16 protein-coding genes and 1 pseudogene are annotated in these 17937 nt (G+C 70.8%); 13 read left to right on the top strand and 4 right to left on the bottom strand.

Going from position 1 to position 17937, the window contains the following annotated elements:
* Positions 1-324, top strand: a pseudogene (locus ACIA47_RS07920) (hypothetical protein); the annotation flags it as partial.
* A 117-nt stretch (positions 325-441) separates the two neighbouring features.
* Here ACIA47_RS07920 and ACIA47_RS07915 read toward each other — a convergent pair.
* Positions 442-651, bottom strand: a complete 210-nt coding sequence (locus ACIA47_RS07915; protein WP_030486383.1) for a PspC domain-containing protein — start codon at positions 649-651, stop codon at positions 442-444.
* Positions 652-1027: 376 nt separating this feature from the next.
* On the opposite strand from ACIA47_RS07915, the gene ACIA47_RS07910 reads away from it, so the two are divergent.
* From ACIA47_RS07910 to ACIA47_RS07865, 10 genes are all read left to right on the top strand, one after another.
* Positions 1028-2398, top strand: coding sequence for an L-serine ammonia-lyase (locus ACIA47_RS07910; RefSeq protein WP_396706358.1), 1371 nt, complete (start codon positions 1028-1030; stop codon positions 2396-2398).
* Positions 2399-2469: 71 nt separating this feature from the next.
* Positions 2470-3297, top strand: coding sequence for an ABC transporter permease (locus ACIA47_RS07905; RefSeq protein WP_203126454.1), 828 nt, complete (start codon positions 2470-2472; stop codon positions 3295-3297).
* A 1-nt stretch (position 3298) separates the two neighbouring features.
* Positions 3299-4045: an ABC transporter ATP-binding protein gene (locus ACIA47_RS07900; protein WP_112581808.1), complete on the top strand. Its 747-nt coding sequence runs from the start codon at positions 3299-3301 to the stop codon at positions 4043-4045.
* Positions 4042-6102, top strand: coding sequence for a DUF5941 domain-containing protein (locus tag ACIA47_RS07895; RefSeq protein ID WP_396706355.1), 2061 nt, complete (start codon positions 4042-4044; stop codon positions 6100-6102). Before ACIA47_RS07900 ends, ACIA47_RS07895 begins: the two co-directional genes overlap by 4 nt.
* A gap of 14 nt (positions 6103-6116) precedes the next feature.
* Positions 6117-8327, top strand: coding sequence for a CDP-glycerol glycerophosphotransferase family protein (locus tag ACIA47_RS07890; protein WP_396706353.1), 2211 nt, complete (start codon positions 6117-6119; stop codon positions 8325-8327).
* A 127-nt stretch (positions 8328-8454) separates the two neighbouring features.
* Complete coding sequence (locus ACIA47_RS07885) at positions 8455-9753, top strand: ABC transporter ATP-binding protein (protein ID WP_091397356.1); 1299 nt, start codon at positions 8455-8457, stop codon at positions 9751-9753.
* A gap of 92 nt (positions 9754-9845) precedes the next feature.
* The gene (locus ACIA47_RS07880) at positions 9846-10856 is read left to right on the top strand and encodes a hypothetical protein (protein WP_396706351.1); all 1011 of its coding nucleotides are present in this window, start codon (positions 9846-9848) and stop codon (positions 10854-10856) included.
* Positions 10857-10917: 61 nt separating this feature from the next.
* Positions 10918-11382, top strand: coding sequence for a DUF4442 domain-containing protein (locus tag ACIA47_RS07875; RefSeq protein WP_396706349.1), 465 nt, complete (start codon positions 10918-10920; stop codon positions 11380-11382).
* A gap of 59 nt (positions 11383-11441) precedes the next feature.
* A complete protein-coding gene (locus tag ACIA47_RS07870; protein ID WP_396706347.1) occupies positions 11442-12245 on the top strand; it encodes an HAD family hydrolase in 804 nt (267 codons plus the stop codon).
* Positions 12242-14614 (top strand): glycoside hydrolase family 65 protein, encoded by a 2373-nt coding sequence (locus ACIA47_RS07865; protein ID WP_396706345.1) that lies wholly within the window; start codon positions 12242-12244, stop codon positions 14612-14614. The genes ACIA47_RS07870 and ACIA47_RS07865 overlap by 4 nt, the downstream gene beginning before the upstream one ends.
* A gap of 128 nt (positions 14615-14742) precedes the next feature.
* On the opposite strand, the gene ACIA47_RS07860 is transcribed toward ACIA47_RS07865, so the two are convergent.
* Positions 14743-14937, bottom strand: a complete 195-nt coding sequence (locus tag ACIA47_RS07860; RefSeq protein ID WP_091395197.1) for a hypothetical protein — start codon at positions 14935-14937, stop codon at positions 14743-14745.
* 190 nt (positions 14938-15127) lie between these two features.
* Here ACIA47_RS07860 and ACIA47_RS07855 point away from each other — a divergent pair, with 190 nt between their 5' ends.
* Positions 15128-15778 (top strand): dienelactone hydrolase family protein, encoded by a 651-nt coding sequence (locus tag ACIA47_RS07855; RefSeq protein ID WP_396706343.1) that lies wholly within the window; start codon positions 15128-15130, stop codon positions 15776-15778.
* On the opposite strand, the gene ACIA47_RS07850 is transcribed toward ACIA47_RS07855, so the two are convergent.
* Positions 15779-16879, bottom strand: coding sequence for an AI-2E family transporter (locus ACIA47_RS07850; protein ID WP_091395192.1), 1101 nt, complete (start codon positions 16877-16879; stop codon positions 15779-15781).
* Between the two features lie 213 nt (positions 16880-17092).
* On the opposite strand from ACIA47_RS07850, the gene ACIA47_RS07845 reads away from it, so the two are divergent.
* Complete coding sequence (locus ACIA47_RS07845) at positions 17093-17263, top strand: antitoxin (protein WP_274527910.1); 171 nt, start codon at positions 17093-17095, stop codon at positions 17261-17263.
* Between the two features lie 70 nt (positions 17264-17333).
* On the opposite strand, the gene ACIA47_RS07840 is transcribed toward ACIA47_RS07845, so the two are convergent.
* Positions 17334-17933, bottom strand: a complete 600-nt coding sequence (locus ACIA47_RS07840; RefSeq protein WP_396706340.1) for a hemerythrin domain-containing protein — start codon at positions 17931-17933, stop codon at positions 17334-17336.
* Between the last annotated feature and the right edge of the window lie 4 nt (positions 17934-17937).

Here is a 17937-nt window from a genome sequence, read left to right as displayed (position 1 = left end):
TACTACAACACCGAACGACGCCACAGCGCCCTGCCCCAACGCGCCACCCCCGCCCAGGCATGGACAAACGCACCCAGCCTCGGCGGGCCGACCAGCCTGCCCATACAAACCGACGCCACCCTGCACCGCTGCCTCGTCGGCAACACCGGCGCCATCTCCGTCGCCGGACACCGCACCAGCGTCGGCACCACCCACGCCGGCACCACCGTCACTGCCATCCGCGACCAAAACCGGATCACCGTCTACCACCGCGACGGCCAACCCCTCGGCCACTTCCACCTCACCCCCGACCGGTCCTACATCAGCCTCATCCACACAACTTGATCAACAACTCATGACACAACTATCGGGACTTCCCCTTGACACATGTCTCGGGACAGCACAGTCAGCGCGTGACGGAAACTGTCCAAGATCTGCTTACGTCGGGTGCGCGGGGCGAGATCAGTGTCCGGTGGAGGCCAGGTAGCGGTCCTCGTTCGGCATCAGCACCCACAGGATCAGGTAGACGATCACCTGCGTGCCGGGCAGCAGCAGCGACAGCAGGAACAGCAGCCGGACCATTCCGGCCGACATGCCGAACCGCCGTCCGAGGCCGGCGCAGACACCAGCGATCATGCGCCCCTCGCGGGGCCGGACCAGTTTGCGACTCATCGTCGTACTCCCACTCTGCGGCGGTGCGCCGCGTCTGCAATCCACGGTAGAAAGGGATGGCCACCTCGCCCTCGGTCCCGAGGAGGAGCGACAACCCGTGGACCCGTAGGTGCTTTACCCGGGCAGCCCCCCGCTGACGCCTCCCCGCCCCGACCACCGCCCACCGCGCGCCGCCGCCGGGCCGGAGACGGTGGTCGGGCGTTCACGTCCCGGACCGGGTGGGCGGTGAGCTGGGCGGGTAGGCTGGCTGATCGGCCTTCCACACCCCGGAGGGCCGGCACCCCATACCCCGGACGGTCACCATCGGGGCCGCCAGACCGGCGGTCACGACCCGGCCGGGTCCCGTACGCCGGGACGACGGCGAGGAAGCGCAGCCATGATCAGTGTTTTCGACCTCTTCAGCGTCGGTATCGGGCCGTCCAGCTCACACACTGTGGGGCCGATGCGGGCCGCGCGGACGTTCGTCGGCGGGCTGAAGGCCGACGGGCTGCTCAGCGACACGGCGCGGGTACAGGCCGAGCTGTTCGGCTCGCTGGGTGCCACCGGGCACGGCCACGGCAGCGGTCCGGCGGTGCTGCTCGGGTTGGCCGGCGAGTCGCCGGAGACGGTCGACACGGACACCGTCGGTCCTCGGGTCGAGCGGATCCGGGCCGAACGGCGGCTCAACATCCTCGACGCGCACGAGATCGACTTTGACCCGGATCGGGACCTGACGCTGCACCGCCGCCGGTCGTTGCCGTACCACCCGAACGGGATGACCTTCGTGGCGTACGACGGGGCCGGCGCCGAGCTGCGCAGCCGCAGCTACTACTCCGTCGGCGGCGGGTTCGTGGTGGACGAGGCGGCGGCCGGGGCGGACCGGATCAAGCCGGACAGCACAGTGGTGCGGTACCCCTTCCTGACCGGGGCGCAGCTGCTCGACGTCACCACCCGCACCGGGCTGTCGATCAGCGAGGTGATGCTCGCCAACGAGCGTTCCTGGCGCAGCGAGGCGGACATCCGGGCCGGTCTGCTGGAGATCTGGCGGGTGATGCAGGAGTGCGTGCAGCGCGGCTGCGAGCGGGACGGCGTACTCCCTGGGGGGTTGAAGGTTCGGCGGCGCGCGGCGGAGCTGCGGCGCGGCCTGGAGGCGGAGGCCGGGACGGCCGACCCGCTGCACGCGATGGACTGGGTGACGCTGTTCGCGCTCGCGGTCAACGAGGAGAACGCCGCGGGCGGCCGGGTGGTCACCGCGCCGACCAACGGCGCGGCCGGGATCATTCCGGCGGTGCTGCACTACTACACCCGGTTCGTGCCGGACGCCGACGACGAGGGCGTGGTGCGGTTCCTGCTGACGGCGGGCGCGATCGGTGTGTTGTTCAAGGAGAACGCCTCGATCTCGGGCGCCGAGGTGGGCTGCCAGGGTGAGGTCGGTTCGGCGTGCTCGATGGCGGCGGCGGGGCTGGCCGAGGCGCTCGGTGGCACCCCGGAGCAGGTGGAGAACGCGGCCGAGATCGGGATGGAGCACAACCTCGGGTTGACCTGTGACCCGGTGGGTGGCCTCGTGCAGATCCCCTGCATCGAGCGGAACGCGGTGGCTAGCATCAAGGCGATCACGGCCGCCCGGCTGGCGCTGCGCGGCGACGGGGTGCACAAGGTGTCGCTGGACAAGGTCATCAAGACCATGCGGGAGACGGGCGCCGACATGAAGGTCAAGTACAAGGAGACGGCGCGCGGCGGTTTGGCCGTCAACGTGATCGAGTGCTGAGTCCGGTCGATTCGGGGCAATCGTTCACCGACTGCTAACCTGTCGTCCGTTTCAGGAGGCGGGAGGCTGCGGTGACCTCTGGCGTCGCGGCGTTGTGGTCGCACCGCAACTCGCTGCGCATCCTGGTCAGGCGGGATCTCGCGGTCAAGTACCAGCAGTCGGTGCTGGGCTACTTCTGGTCGTTGATCGAGCCGCTCGGCATGGGCGCCATCTACTGGTTCGTCTTCGGGGTGCTCTACTCCCGGGACACCGGTCGGCACCTCGGTGAGGCGGCCGGGTCGTACCCGCTGTTCCTGATCACCGGCATCTTCGCCTGGATGTGGACCAGTTCGGCGCTGAGCGAGGCGACGAACGCGCTGACCGGCCAGTCCCGGCTGATCACCACGATGAACGTGCCGCGTCAGGTCTTTCCGATCGGCCGGGTCACCGGCCGGTTCGCCGAGTACGCGGCCGGCCTGCCGATCCTGATCGCCATCGCGGTGATCTACGCGGTGCACGGTCGGATCCACAGCGGTTGGTCGCTGCTCTCCCTGCCGCTGGCGGTGGCCGTCCAGGCCGTTCTGTTGACCGGGCTCGCCCTGCTGCTGTCCGCGTGGAACGTGCTGATGCGCGACGTGGAACGGCTGATGCGGCTGATCATCCGGGTGCTCTTCTACGCCACGCCGATCATCTATCCGCTCAGCCTGGTCCGGGAGTCCGGGCTGCCCGGCTGGTTGAAGGTGGTGTACGAGCTGAACCCGCTGGTCGGGATCTTCCAGCTGCACCACGCGATCTGGTATCCGGACGAGTTCCCCGACGCCCGACTGCTCGCCACCACGATCGTCGGAAGCCTGCTGGTGCTGGCCGCCGGTTGGTGGTCGTTCCGCCGGTTGGAGCCCGCCGTGCTCAAGGAGCTCTGAGGTGGCCGCGCCGATCATCGAGGCCGATGGCCTGGGCATTCGGTTCGTCCGCAATCGTCGGCGCCAGCTGCGGCTGCGCGAGTTGTTCATCCACCGGGGCGCCCGCGGCGCGCTGCCGGGGCAGTTCTGGCCGCTGCGGGACGTGTCGTTCACAGTGCAGCCCGGCGAGACCGTCGGAGTGATCGGGCGCAACGGCACCGGCAAGAGCACCCTGCTGCGGCTGATCGCCGGGGTGCTCATACCGGACGAGGGCAGCATCCGGGTGCACGGCGCGGTGGCGCCGTTGCTGGAGTTGTCCGCCGGTTTTTCCAACGACCTGACCGGGCGGGAGAACCTGCACCTGGTCGGTGGGCTGCACGGACTGTCGACGAGCTACCTGAAGCGGCACTTCGACGAGATCGTCGAGTTCGCCGGTGAGCAGGTGGAACGGGCCATCGACACGTCGGTACGGCACTACTCGTCGGGAATGAAGGTGCGGCTCGGCTTCGCGATCATCTCGCACCTGCCGCACCCGATCCTGCTGATGGACGAGGTGACCGCGGTCGGGGACGCGGAGTTCCGCAAGAAGTGTTACGCGACGATTGATCGTCTGCTCGGGGAGGGGCGCACGCTGGTGTTGGTGTCACACAACGAAAAGGACCTGACCCGGTTCTGCCGTCGGGGGTTGTACCTCGACGCGGGCCGGTTGACGCTCGACGGCACCATCGCCGAGGCGCTCGACGCGTACCACGCCGCGGTCCCGCGGTGACGCTCGCGATCGTGCTCGCCGCCGGGACGCCCGCGGCGGGGCTGACCACGGCGACCGGTGAGCCGCTGGCCGACCGGCTGGCCGCCCAGTTGCGCCTGGCCGGGGCGGACGAGGTGCGCTTCGCCGCCAACCTCGACGAGCTGTCCGACCTGGTCACCACCGCGACCGCCCCGGTGCTGATCACCGGCACGGACCTGGTCGCGCACACCGCCGTACTGCGGCACCTGGCCACCAGCCCGGTGGGTCCCACTGTGGCGCTGGTCCTCGGCGACCCGCCGGTGCCTGGTCGGACCGCCGTGCGGGAGGAGCGCGGCCAGGTGGTCGACGCCGGCGCCCTGGGCGCCCTCGACGGGGCCGCCACCGGCGTGTTCGGCGGCGCGCTGCGGGTCGGCGTGGACGACCTGCCGACTCTCGCGGCCGCCGCCCGGGCCGCCGCGTCCGGGATGCTCCCCGTCGCCGCCCCGATCGGCCCGGCCGGCGACGTGGCGCCGCTGCCGGCGACCGGCGGGGCCAGGTCCGGAGGGTCGGTCGCGGCCGGTGGCCCCGGGTCCGCCGTGGACCGGCTCTTCGCGGGTCTCGCGGCGCTCGGCACCCTGATCTTCGCCCAGCGGGTACGCCTGCTCGTCGCCCGCCGGGTCGAGGACCCGGCCGGCCTGACCGCTGCCGAGGCGGCGGTGACAGCTGTCGACGAGGACCGGGCCGAGCTGCGGCTGTCGGTGAAGGAGAAGGACGACTTCTTCTCCACCTACTTCGTCAGCACCTGGTCGCCGTACGTGGTCCGGCTCTCGGCCCGGCTACGGCTCACCCCGACCGGGGTGACGGCGATCTCGGTGCTCTTCGCGTTGGGCGCGGCGGTGCTGTTCGGAGTCGGTGGGCGGCCCGCGCTGGTCGCTGGCGCGGTGCTGCTCTACCTGGGCTTCGTGCTGGACTGCGTCGACGGCCAACTGGCCCGCTACACCCGGCACTTCAGCGCCTGGGGTGGCTGGCTGGACACGATGGCGGACCGGGCCAAGGAGTACCTGGTCTACGCCGGGCTGGGCTTCGGGGTGAGCCACGCCGGGCTGGGCAACGGGTGGGCGCTCGCGATCGCCGCGATGACGTTGCAGACCGTCCGGCACATGACCGACACCTGGTACGGGGTGCTGCACGACGAGGCGGCCCGTCGCCCGCGTACGGCGACGAACGCCAGCGGTGGGATCGGTGACCGGCTCAACGCGGCGTCGACCCGGGTACAGGCGGACACCGGGTCGGTGTCGTACTGGCTGAAGCGGACAGTGGTCTTCCCGATCGGTGAGCGGTGGGCGCTGATCGCGCTGACCGTGGCGCTGTTCAACCCGCTGGTCAGCCTGATCGCCGTGCTGGTCTGGGGGGTGCTGGCGTTCGCGTACACCGGAGCGCTGCGGACGCTGCGGGCCCGCTGGATGTGGGTGCCGGTGCTGGACACGGTCGACGCCACCCTGCACCGCGACGACGGACCGCTGGCCCGCTGGTTGCCGGTGGTCCGCCCGATGGGGCCGCTGACCCTGGCGGTGATCGCCGCGCTCGGCCCGGCGGTGCTGCTGGTCGGGGCGTTGCTGAGCGACGCGCCGGAGGGGCTGCGCTGGGCGGTGCCGGTGGCGCTGCTGGTGCTGCTGGTCGGCGGCCTGGGTGCCGGGGCGGCGCACAACGGCCCGCTGGACTGGCTGGTGCCCGCGGCGCTGCGGGCCGCCGAGTACCTGTTCGCCATCGCGGTCGGGGTGGTCGGTGCGGCGCCCGGCTGGCTGATCTTCGGGTACGTCTTCGTGCTCACCGTGCACCACTACGACCTGACCGCCCGGCTGGAGAAGCGACAGGCGGCACCGCCCCTGCACGCGGCGACGCTGGGCTGGGAGGGGCGCTCGGTGCTGCTGGCCCTCGCGGCGATCGCCGGTATTGCGGGTATCGGACTGGCTACACTCGGTGCGTACCTTCTCGTGGTTTTCGTGGTGAGCGTCGTCCTGGCCTGGTTCGTGCGACCGGCCCGTAGCGCGCGGGCGTCGGTGGCGCCGGCGGGCGCTGGAGGTGCCGCGCCGCGCTGACGGAGGGCTGCCGGATGACTCTGATCAGCTTCGTGGTGCCGGCCTTCCGGGTGCAGGGCTACCTGCGGGAATGCCTGGACTCCATCCTCGGTCAGTCGGAGACCGACATCGAGGTGATCGCCGTCGACGACTGCTCGCCGGACGCCAGCGGCGACATCATCGACGAGTACGCGGCCCGCGACCAGCGGGTCCACTCGGTCCGGCTGGCGGAGAACGTCGGCCTCGGTCCGGCCCGGAACATCGGGCTGGACCGGGCCGTCGGCGAGTACGTGTGGTTCCTCGACGGCGACGACTGGCTGGCTCCGGAGTGCCTGACCGAGGTGGCCGAACGGTTGCGGGTCAGCCGCCCGGACGTCCTGCTGGTCGACCACGTCCGCACCCACTGGAACGACACCGCCACCCGCAGCGCGATGGCCGAGGTGTTTCCGGAGTCGCCGGGCCCGGGCACCTTCCGCCTGCGGGACCGGCCGCAGGCGATGCACCTGCTGCACACCGCGTGGAATCGGCTGGTCCGTCGGGAGTTCCTCGCCGACCTGGGGCTGCGCTTCGCGCCCGGCTGGTACGAGGACGTCTCGTTCAGCTACCCGGTGCTGATGGCCGCGCACCGGATCGGCGTACTCGACCGGGTCTGCGTCAACTACCGCCAACGCCGCGCCGGCGCGATCACCCGGACCCGGGGTGACCGGCACTTCGAGGTCTTCCCGCAGTGGCACCGGGTCTTCCACCTGATGGATTCGTGGGGGTCGGCGACGGAGGCCCTGCGGCCGGCGGTCTTCGAACGGATGATCTGGCACTACCTGACCGTGCTCGGCAACGGTCAGCGGATCGCGCCGGAGCTGCGGGAGGCGTTCTTCGCGCAGATCACCGCGGATTACGAGCGCTGGCTGCCGGCCGGCGGCTATCCGGTGCCGGACGGGGTGGAGGGGATCAAGCACAAGCTGGTCGCGTCCGGCCGGTGGCGCACCTTCAGTGCGTTGCGGGCCGCCGGCCGGGCCCGCGACGCCGCCCGCCGGCGGGCTCGCACCGCGCGGCGCACTGTCGGCCCGGTCGCCCGGCGCGGTGCCCGGTTGACCCGGGACGGGCTGCTGCGCGAGTACTACCGGGCCGAGTTGCGGCGGCCGGTCGACCCGACGCTCGCGGTGTACGCGGCGTACTGGTACCGGGGTTACTCCTGCAACCCGGCGGCCATCTACGAGGTTGCCCGCCGGATGGCGCCGGGGGTACGCGGAGTGTGGGTGGTGCGCCGGGACCGGGTGGACACCGTGCCGGCCGGAGTGGAGTACGTGGTGGCTGGCACGCCGGCGTACTACCGGGTGCTCGCCCGCGCCCGGTGGCTGGTCAACAACGTCAACTTTCCGGACTTCGTCCGCAAGCGACCGGAACAGGTGCACCTGCAGACCCACCACGGCACGCCGGTCAAGGTGATGGGGCTGGATCAGCAGCGCTACCCGATCGGCGCGGGCCGGATGGACTTCGCCGGGCTGCTGCGCCGGGTGGACCGCTGGGACTACAGCGTCAGCGCCAACAGCTTCTCCACCCAGATGTGGGACCGGGCGTACCCGGCCACGTACACCACGCTGGAGGTCGGGTACCCGCGCAACGACCGCCTGATCACCGCCAGCCCGGACGAGGTGCGCCGACTCCGCGCGGAGTTGGGCCTCGACCCCGACGAGCAGGTCGTCCTGTACGCCCCGACGCACCGCGAGCACCTGCCCGGCTACCGGCCGCCGTTCGACCCGGACCGGTTCGTCCAGGTGCTGGGTGACTCGGGCCGGTTGCTGATGCGCAGCCACTACTTTCACGACCGTGATCGACGCCCCGGCCAGCCGAGGGACTGGGAGCGGGTTCGTGACGTCAGCGGCCATCAACGGGTGGAGGATCTCTACCTGGTGGCGGATGTGCTGGTCACCGACTACTCGTCGGCGATGTTCGACTATGCGGTGTTGGACCGGCCGATCGTGCTCTACACCCCGGACTGGGAGGCGTACCGGCTGGCCCGAGGGGTCTACTTCGACGTCACCGCCGAACCGCCGGGCGCGGTAGCCTCCACTTTCGCCGACCTGCTCGACCTGTTCCGTACCGACGGGGTGCGCTCGGACGCGGCGACCAAGGCCCGTGAGCATTTCCGGGCCCGGTTCTGCACTTTGGACGACGGGCGGGCGGCGGAGCGGGTGGTGCGGCAGGTGTTCCTCGGGGAGCCGGGCGAGCGGTCCACACGCTGCTGATCCCGGCTTCTGTCGTGTAATAGCAGTGTCATCGATCGAACATGAGACGTTTACCCGATGTCATAAATCCATGATCCTGGTCACAGTCTTGTGGGGGTTCGGCCGACGCGCGCTGGGGGGGAAGACGGTGAGCACCGTCACGCTCAAGGATGTGACCAAGGTTTTCCGGGATGGCACGCTGGCCGTCGACAGCATCAACCTCGATGTGAACGATGGCGAGTTCATGGTGCTGCTTGGGCCGTCCGGGTGCGGCAAGTCGACAGTGCTGCGGATGATCGCCGGGTTGGAGGAGCCGACCACCGGAGCGGTCATGCTCGACGGGGAGGTGGCGAACGACCTGCCCCCACGGGACCGCAGGATCGCCATGGTCTTCCAGGACTTCGCCCTCTACCCGCACATGACCGTTGGCGACAACATCGCGTTTCCGCTGCGGCTGGCCGGTGTCGAGCCCGAGCCGCGGGGCGAGCGGGTCAGCGACGTGGCGAGCGCGCTGGGCATCGGTGACGTGCTGGCCCGCAAGCCGGGTCAGCTCTCCGGCGGGCAGCGGCAGCGGGTGGCGATGGGGCGCGCGATCGTCCGCCGGCCCGGCCTGTTCCTGATGGACGAGCCGCTGTCCAACCTGGACAGCGGCCTGCGGGCCGAGTTGCGCGCGGAGATCTCCGGCCTGACCCGCGAGCTGGGCGTCACCACTGTCTACGTCACGCACGACCAGGCCGAGGCGCTCACCATGGCCGACCGGGTGGCCATCATGCGCCGCGGTGTGCTCCAGGACGTGGGCACACCGACCCAGGTGTACGGCCGGCCGGCGACGCTCTACGTGGCGGCGTTCCTGGGCAGCCCACGGATGAACCTGCTGGAGGCGTCGGTCTACGTCCATCTCGACCGGTACGTCACGCTCAACCTCGGCGACCAGTCGCTCTACCTGCCCTGGAACGACATCCGCAGTCGGGCGGTGGCGCACTACCACGGTGAGCGGATCGTGGTCGGCATGCGGGCCGAGGCGCTCACCCCGGTCGCTCCGGACAGCCCCGGCGACGTGCTGCGCGGGCGGATCCGCTACCTGGAGCACCACGGACACGAGTCGTTGGCGTTCCTCGACATCGGCGCGACCGCGATCGTGGTGGACGAGATGGGTGCCCCGCTCGAACCGCCGCCGGTCGGCCAGCGCGGCCTGCGCCGCTTCGGCTCGGTGATGCAGCGGCTCACCGGCAAGCCGGTGGAGGCGCAGGAGGCCCCGGCCAGTGGCGTCCAGACCAGCGTGCTCCCCGATCCGGGCCGGCACCACCGCCGCCCGGCGGAGCTGGCGGTACGGCTGGCGCCGTACCCGGCGGTCAGCGCCGGTCACCCGCTCGCCGTCTCGGTACGGATGGACGCGCTGCACTTCTTCGACGAGCGCGGCGACCGGATCGACGTGGGTTGGCGCTGACGACTGCCCGGACGGGGTGGCGGGCCCGCCACCCGGTGCCCTACCGTCTGCCCACCAGTCCACAGTGAAAGACCACCGAGAGGGGTGCACCCGTGTCGGGTGACCGTCCCAGCCCGCTCGTCATCGAACGCATCCTGCGGGATCGCGAGAGCATCTGGCAGCAGATCGTGGCCGAGCGTGACCTCAACGCCCTGACCGGGCGGATGCTGACCAGTTCCGCCATCGCGTTGGCCTGCTACGGGGCGGTGCTGGGCTTCTTCCACAGCCCGCTGATGGCGCTGACCTCGGCGCTGAAGCTGCCGCTGCTGTTCCTGGTCACCCTGGTCATCTGCCTGCCCACGCTCTACCTGTTCAACCTGGTCTTCGGCGCCCGGCTCTCGGTGCGGCAGTCGTTGGCGCTGGTGATGGTGGCGATCACGGTCACCTCGATGCTCGCGGTGGCGTTCGCGCCGATCAGCCTCTTCTTCCTGATCACCGCCAACGACTACGGGTTCTTCAAGCTGCTCAACGTGTCGATCCTGACCCTGTCGGCGCTGGTCGGGTTGCGCTTCCTGACCAGCGGGATGCAGGTGCTCAACGACCACGGCCTGCTCGCGCCCGAGGTCGCCAACGCCACTGTCGACGGGCAGGCCAGCGCCCCGGCGCCGATCCAGGCCGTGCCGGCCGCGGTGCCCGCCGGGCCGACGCCGACTGCCGCGCCGGTCGCCGGTCAGAGCGCCGAGCCGATCGCCGTACCGGCCGGGGCCGCCGTGGCCGAGTCGACTGCGAACGGTGCCGTGACCACCGCGACGGCCCCGGCCCAGGTTCCGACGCAGTGGGCCGGGCAGCCGGCCGGTGCCTCGTTCCCGCCCGGCATGCTGCCGCCCGGCCACGTGGCGCAACGCCCGTGGGACGGCCGTGCGGTCCGACGCGGGGAGCCGACGCAGCGTCCGGCCAGCATGACCCTGCTCTACATCTGGATCCTGCTCTTCGGTTTTGTCGGCACCCAGCTGGCCTGGACGTTGCGGCCGTTCTTCGGCGACCCGGGGCAGGATTTCTCTCTCTTCCGCAGCATCGACGGCAACTTCTATGCGGAGATTCTGCGCATCATCGGCAACCTCTGACCACGCCCGGACGGCAAAGTCGCTGGTTGCCGGCATGGTTACCGGTTAGTAACGTCAGGCCATGACTATCGACTCCCGCCAGGTGGTGGCCGGCATGCTGGAAGCGGTGCCGTTCGCTCGTACGCTCGGTATCGAGTTCGTCGAGGTGGCACCCGAGGCGGAGGGCGGCGTGCGGGCAGTCGTCCGGCTGCCCGACTCGCCGGCCACCCACAACCACATCGGGGGCCCGCACGCCGGCGCCCTGTTCACCCTCGGCGAGACGGCCTCCGGCGCGGTCGTGCTGGCCGCCTTCGGGCAGTTGCTCGACTGGGCCGTGCCGTTGGCCGTCCGGGCCGAGATCGCCTACCGGAAACTCGCCATGGGTCCGGTGCTGGCCACCGCGCGACTCGGCCGGCCGGCGGCCGAGGTGACCGAGGAGCTGGCCGCCGGTCGGCGCCCGGAATTCCCCGTCGCGGTCCAGATCGCCACCGAGGACGGCAAGCCGACCTCGGAGATGACAGTGATCTGGACGCTGCGACCGAACTGAAACACCCCAGGGTGGCCGAAACGGGTTTGCCGGCCCAGCAGGGTGGATAGATTCGTACCGTGCTGGGCCTACCTGCTCACGTGACCGCCTGTCTCTTCGATCTGGACGGTGTGCTGACGCAGACCGCCCGCGTACACAACGCTGCCTGGACGCAGACGTTCGACGAGTATCTCCGCCAGCGGGCCACGGTCTCCGGCGAACCGTTCCAACCGTTCGATCCGGGCCCGGACTACAACCGCTATGTCGACGGCCGCCCCCGGGCCGACGGCGTCCGGTCGTTCCTCGCCTCCCGCGGGATCGTGCTGCCCGAGGGCAGCCCGGACGACCCGCCGGAGGCGGAGACCGTCAACGGCCTGGGCAACCGCAAGAACGTCCTGCTGCTGCACCGTCTGCGCACCGAGGGCGTCGAGGTCTACCCGGGCTCGGTGCGGTATCTGAAGGCGGCGACCGCCGCCGGGCTCCGCCGAGCCGTGGTCACCGCCAGCGCGAACGGGGGTGAGGTGGTCGCCGTCGCGGGATTCGAGCCGCTTCTGGAGGCCCGGGTGGACGGGCTGGTCGCCCGTGCGCAGGGGCTGCGCGGCAAACCACACCCCGACACGTTCCTCGCCGGGGCCAGGGTGCTCGGCGTCGACCCGACGCAGGCCGCCGTCTTCGAGGACGCGCTCTCCGGGGTGGCCGCCGGCCGCGCCGGTGGCTTCGGCTACGTGGTCGGCGTCGACCGGGTCGGGCAGGCCGACGAGTTGCTCGCCCACGGCGCCGACATCGTGGTGACGGACCTCGCCGACCTTCTCGACCGCGCGGACCCACCGGCGCCTAACCGCACCGCTACCGACCCGCTCGCCGCCGAACGAGGCTCCGGATGATTCGGGAGCGCGCCTATCCGGTAGAGCCGTGGCACGTCCGGGAAACCCGGCTGGACATGGACGTGCTGGCCCAGTCGGAGTCGGTCTTCGCGCTCTCGAACGGGCACGTCGGCCTGCGGGGCAACCTCGACGAAGGCGAACCGCACGGCCTGCCCGGCACCTACCTCAACTCGTTCTACGAACTGCGTCCGTTGCCGTACGCGGAGGCGGGCTACGGCTTCCCCGAGTCCGGGCAGACCATCGTCAACGTCACCAACGGCAAACTGATCCGGCTGCTGGTCGACGACGAACCGCTCGACGTGCGTTACGGCGAGCTGATCGCCCACGAGCGGATCCTCGACCTGCGGGCCGGCACGCTGCACCGGGAGCTGCACTGGCGCTCGCCCGCCGGGCGGGAGGTCAAGGTCCGCAGCACCCGTCTCGTCTCGTTCACCCAGCGGTCCGTGGCCGCCATCAGCTACGAGGTGGAGGCCGTCGACGGCCCGCTGCGGCTGATCGTGCAGTCCGAGTTGGTGGCGAACGAGTCGCTGCCCGCGCAGAGCAAGGACCCCAGGGTCGCGGCGGTGCTGGAGTCGCCGCTCCAGGCCGAGGAGGAGCTGACCACCCCCGACGGCGGCCAGCTGATCCACCGCACCAAGGTCTCCGGTCTGCGGGTCGCCGCCGCCATGGAGCACGAGGTGCACGGCCCGGACCACACCACCATCGAGTCCGAGGGATATCAGGACTGGGTGCGTACCACCATCGCCTGCGTGCTCCAGCCCGGCGAGAAGCTGCGGGTGATCAAGTATCTGACGTACAGCTGGTCGAGTCGCCGGTCTCTGCCGGCGCTTCGCGACCAGGTCGGCGCGGCACTGGCCGGTGCCCGGCTCGACGGATGGGACGGGCTGCACCGGGAGCAGCGCAACTACCTCGACGCGTTCTGGGACGCCTCCGACGTGCTGGTCGAGGGCGACCCGGAGGTGCAGCAGGCGGTCCGGTTCGGGCTCTTCCACGTGTTGCAGGCCGGCGCGCGGGCCGAGCAGCGGCCGATCTCGGCGAAGGGGCTGACCGGCCCCGGTTACGACGGTCACGCCTTCTGGGACACCGAGATGTTCGTCCTGCCGGTGCTCACGTACACCCAGCCGAGCGCGGTGCGCAGCGCGTTGCAGTGGCGACACAGCACGCTGGATTCGGCGCGGGAACGTGCCGAGACGCTCAACCTCCGGGGCGCAGCCTTTCCCTGGCGGACCATCGAGGGCCCGGAATCATCCGGATACTGGCCGGCCGGTACGGCAGCGTTCCACATCGCCGCCGACATCGCCGACGCCGTGCGCCGCTACGTGATGGTCACCGGGGACACCCAGTCGGAACGGGAGATCGGGCTGGAGCTGCTGGTGGAGACCGCCCGGCTGTGGCGCTCCATCGGCCACCACGACCGGCACGGGAAGTTCCACATCGATGGTGTCACCGGCCCGGACGAGTACACAGCCGTGAAGAACGACAACGTCTACACCAACCTGATGGCGCAGCGGAACCTGCTCGCCGCCGCCGACGTCGTCATGCGCCACCGGGACGAGGCGTTCCACCTCGGCGTCACCGACGAGGAGGCCGCGAGCTGGCGGGACGCCGCCACCTCCATGCACATCCCGTACGACGAGGAGCTCGAGGTCCACAAGCAGGTCGAGGGCTTCACCCGACTCCAGGAATGGGACTTCACGCACACACCGGCGGAGAAGTACCCGTTGCTGCTGCACTACCCGTACTTCGAGCTGTACCGCAAGCAGGTGGTGAAGCAGGCCGACCTGGTCCTCGCCATGCACTGGCGGGGGGACGCCTTCACCCCCGAGGAAAAGGTGCGCAACTTCCTCTACTACGAGCGCCGCACCGTACGCGACTCGTCGTTGTCGGCGTGCACCCAGTCGGTGCTCGCCGCCGAGGTGGGCCACCCCGAACTCGCGCACACCTACCTGCGCGAGGCCGCGCTGATGGACCTGCACGACCTCAACGAGAACACCCGCGACGGGGTACACATGGCGTCGCTGGCCGGCTCGTGGCTCGCCCTGGTCAGCGGGTTCGGCGGCCTACGGGACCACGACGGCGGGCTGTCCTTCGCCCCCCGGCTCTCCAGCCGACTCAGCCGGTTGGAGTTCTCGCTCCAGTGGCGCGGGCTGGCGCTGCGGGTGGATGTCCGGCCGCACCAGACGACGTACTCGCTGCGCCACGGCGGCCCTGACGACGTGGTGGAGCTGCGCCACCACGACCAGATGCTGCGGGTGACCTGCGACGAGCCAGTGACGGTGCCGGTGCCGCCGGCCGAGCCGTCCGGCCCACCGCCCGAGCAACCACCCGGCCGGTCTCCGCTGCTGCGGTTGCCCGAACGCGAACAGTGACGGGCGGGGCGGGAAGATTCCCGCCCCGCCCGCCCGCGCCTGTCGGTCAGACCGGCTCGCCGGTCCAGGGTGGATCAGACCGGCTCGCCGGTCCCAGTTCGTCAGACCGGCTCGCCGGTCCCAGTTCGTCAGACCGGCTCGCCGGTTGACGGGCGCCCGATCGCGTCCCGGGGCGCCGCCGCCTTCGGGTCGTCGGGCAGCCGGGCCGAAGCGGCCTGGTCTCCGAAATCCTGGTCCCCGACGTCCTGGTTGCGCTCGGCGTCCTGTTCACGCTGGGTTCGCTCGGTCAGCTGCTGCTGCCGGGATATCTGCTGCTTGGCCATGGCGATCCTCGCGATCCGTCGGGGCGCGGCTGCGCCGACACGGTCTGCGGTCGCTCGTCGCGTACCCGGCGCCTCCGCGGGCAAACGCGGCCCGGCGGCGGGCCCACGGCCCGGGGTGACGCCGTCGCGGCGTGCGTGCCCGGCGGCGGGCGGGGTAACCGGACCACCGGCGAGTAAGCGGAGGTGGGGCATGGACGAGCAGCGCAGCGTGACCATTCCGATCGGGGACGCCCAACTCCCCGCCGACCTGACGCTGCCCGCCCAGCCGGTCGGCGTGGTGCTGTTCGCGCACGGCAGCGGCAGTTCCCGGCACAGCCCGCGCAACGTGGCGGTGGCCCGGACCCTGAACGGCCGTGGGCTCGGCACGGTGCTGGCGGACCTGCTCACCCCGGCCGAGGACGAGGTGGATGCGCGAACAGCCGAACTGCGCTTCGACATCGGGCTGCTGGCCAGCCGGCTGGCCGGGATCGTCGACTGGCTGGCCGTCGAGCGTCCTGCCGGCGATGTGCCGATCGGTCTGTTCGGTGCCAGCACGGGTGCTGCCGCTGCCCTGGTCGCGGCGTCGTCCCGCGCCGATCGGGTGGCCGCAGTGGTCAGCCGGGGTGGTCGGCCGGACCTGGCCGAAGACGCGCTGGCCCAGGTGCGTACCCCGACGTTGCTCCTGGTCGGCGGGCTGGACGAAGAGGTGATCACGCTCAACGAGCGGGCGCTGGCCGAGTTGGGAGAGGTCGGCGAGCTGCGCGTGATCCCCGGCGCAACCCATCTCTTCGAGGAGCCCGGCACCCTGGAGGAGGTCGCCGATCAGGCTGGCACCTGGTTCACCACGTACCTCGGTCGGTGATCAGTCTGAGGGCAGGAGAGCCGAGGCCGAGCGGCGCTGTTGGACGGTGTCGATGACACGCCAGAGGACGGCGGTGATCGGGACGCTGACGAAGGCACCGGCGATGCCCGCGATCAGCGTGCCCGCGGTGACCGCCACCAGGATCACCGCCGGATGCAGTCGGACCTGGCGCTTCATGACCAGCGGCTCCAGTAGGTTGCCCTCGATCTGCTGAACGGCGATCACCGCCGCGAGGGTGAGCAGCGCGGTGGTGGGACCGTTCGCGGCCAGCGCCACCAGCACCGCCACCGCGCCGGCCACCGTCGCCCCGATGATCGGCACGAACCCGCCGAGGAACGTGATCAACGCCAGCGGCAGGGCGAGTGGCACCCGCAGCACCACGAGAGCCAGCCCGATGCCCAGCGCGTCGATCGCGGCGATGAACATTGTGCCCCGGCTGTACGCGCCCAACGTCTGCCAACCGTTGCGGCCGGCCTCGGCCAGCACTGGTTGGTTCGGGCCGGACACCCGGGACAGCACCCAGTGCCACATGGACCGGCCGTCCTTGAGCAGGAAGAAGAGCAGCACCAGAGCCAGCAGCGCGGAGCCGAACACCTCGGTGGCGGTCCGGGCACCGGCCACCGGGTCCGGAGAGCTGCCACTGAGCCCCTCCCGGGCCTGGTCGACCAGCCGGTCCAGCTGTGCCTCGCTGACCGGCAGGGTGGACGTCACGAAGTCCCGGCTGCGTTCGACGCCCTGCGTCAACTCCTGGCTGAGCTGATCGAACTGGCTGGCGGTCAGGTTCCACACCAGGGCGCCGACGCCGACCAGGATGCCGAGCAGCAGCAGTACGGTGCAGAGCGCGGCCAGCGCCGCCGGCAGGCGCAACCGGCGCAGCAGCAGCAGGACCGGATCGAGCAGCGCGGTGAGGAAGATGGTGGCGGCCAGCGCGATGGCCAGCGGCGCCAACAGGACGGCGATCCGACCGAGCAGGTAGAGCCCCGCGGCGATCACCACCAGGCAGGCGCTCCACAACACCGCCGTCCGGACCAGCCACGGCAGCGCCGCCCAGGTCTGGCGCGGCCCAGGGCTGCCTGTCGGTCCGGGTTCCTCTGCGGCCATGTCGGTCCTCCTCGATGTCGACGAGGTCGGTACCCGGTCGGTCGTCCCCCGACACCCGATTCGCTGGCCATCACCCGCGCGGATCGTACGCCGGCCGCAGTGACGCGGGTGGGTGTTCGCGAATCGCATCCGGAACGACAACGTTTGCCCGGTCGGGCCGAGGGAACGCGAAGGGGACGGACCGGACTGAGGAGGAATTCCGTGGGCGACTTCATGGACAAGGCCAAGGACTTCGCGGACAAGCATGACAAGCAGGTCGACCAGGGTGCGGAGAAGGCCGGCGACATGGCCGACAAGCGCACCGGCGGCAAGTACGACGATCAGATCGACAAGGGCGTGGACCAGGCTCAGGCGCGCACTGGTGAGGGCGACCAGGTCCGCTGACCCGCCGCGCTTCTCCCGGGCCGCCGAGCCGTCGGCGACCCGGGAGTGCCGGGCCCGGATGATGGGCGGGTCAGCGCTTGTCGCGTAGCTCGTCCATCGAGGTGGGCCGGCCGCTCAACGCATCGCGCAACCGGTCGACGAGACCAATGCCGGGGGCGAGCAGCTTGTTCGCCGGTGGGTGCACCGGGCTCCCCGGATGTGGCCGGGTCGGCCCGATCTTCTTGATCGCCGTCACCCGGGCGGCAATCTCGACCAACTCCTCCCGGGCCGTCGCGGCGCGCAGCCGGGGAAAGAGCTCCTTCTCCTCTTCCGCCACGTGGTGTCGGACGGTGCTGGTCAGTTGGGCGAGCAGCTCGTCGAAGCGGGGGTCGGACGGGTCGGCGGACTCCAACTCCTTCATGGTCCGCTCGGCGTCGGCGTGCTCCGCGATCTCCCGGTCGGCGATCTCGTCGCCGTCGGGCAGCACCTTTCGGGCGATCGGATACACGTACGCCTCCTCGGCCACCGAGTGGCGGACGAGTTCGGCGATCACCACGTCGGCGAGGCGCCGGCGGTGCTCGGGGGTGCCCTGCCGGGCCGCCAACTCGACGAGAACTGCCTCGATCTCACGATGATCGGAGACCAGGATGTCGACGGCATCGTGGTCGTCATCGTTCGGTGGATTGGTCATCTTA

The organism is Micromonospora sp. NPDC051227, assembly GCF_044455385.1.
In the GTDB taxonomy this organism is placed as follows: domain Bacteria; phylum Actinomycetota; class Actinomycetes; order Mycobacteriales; family Micromonosporaceae; genus Micromonospora.
This window is presented reverse-complemented; position numbering and strand designations above follow the sequence as displayed.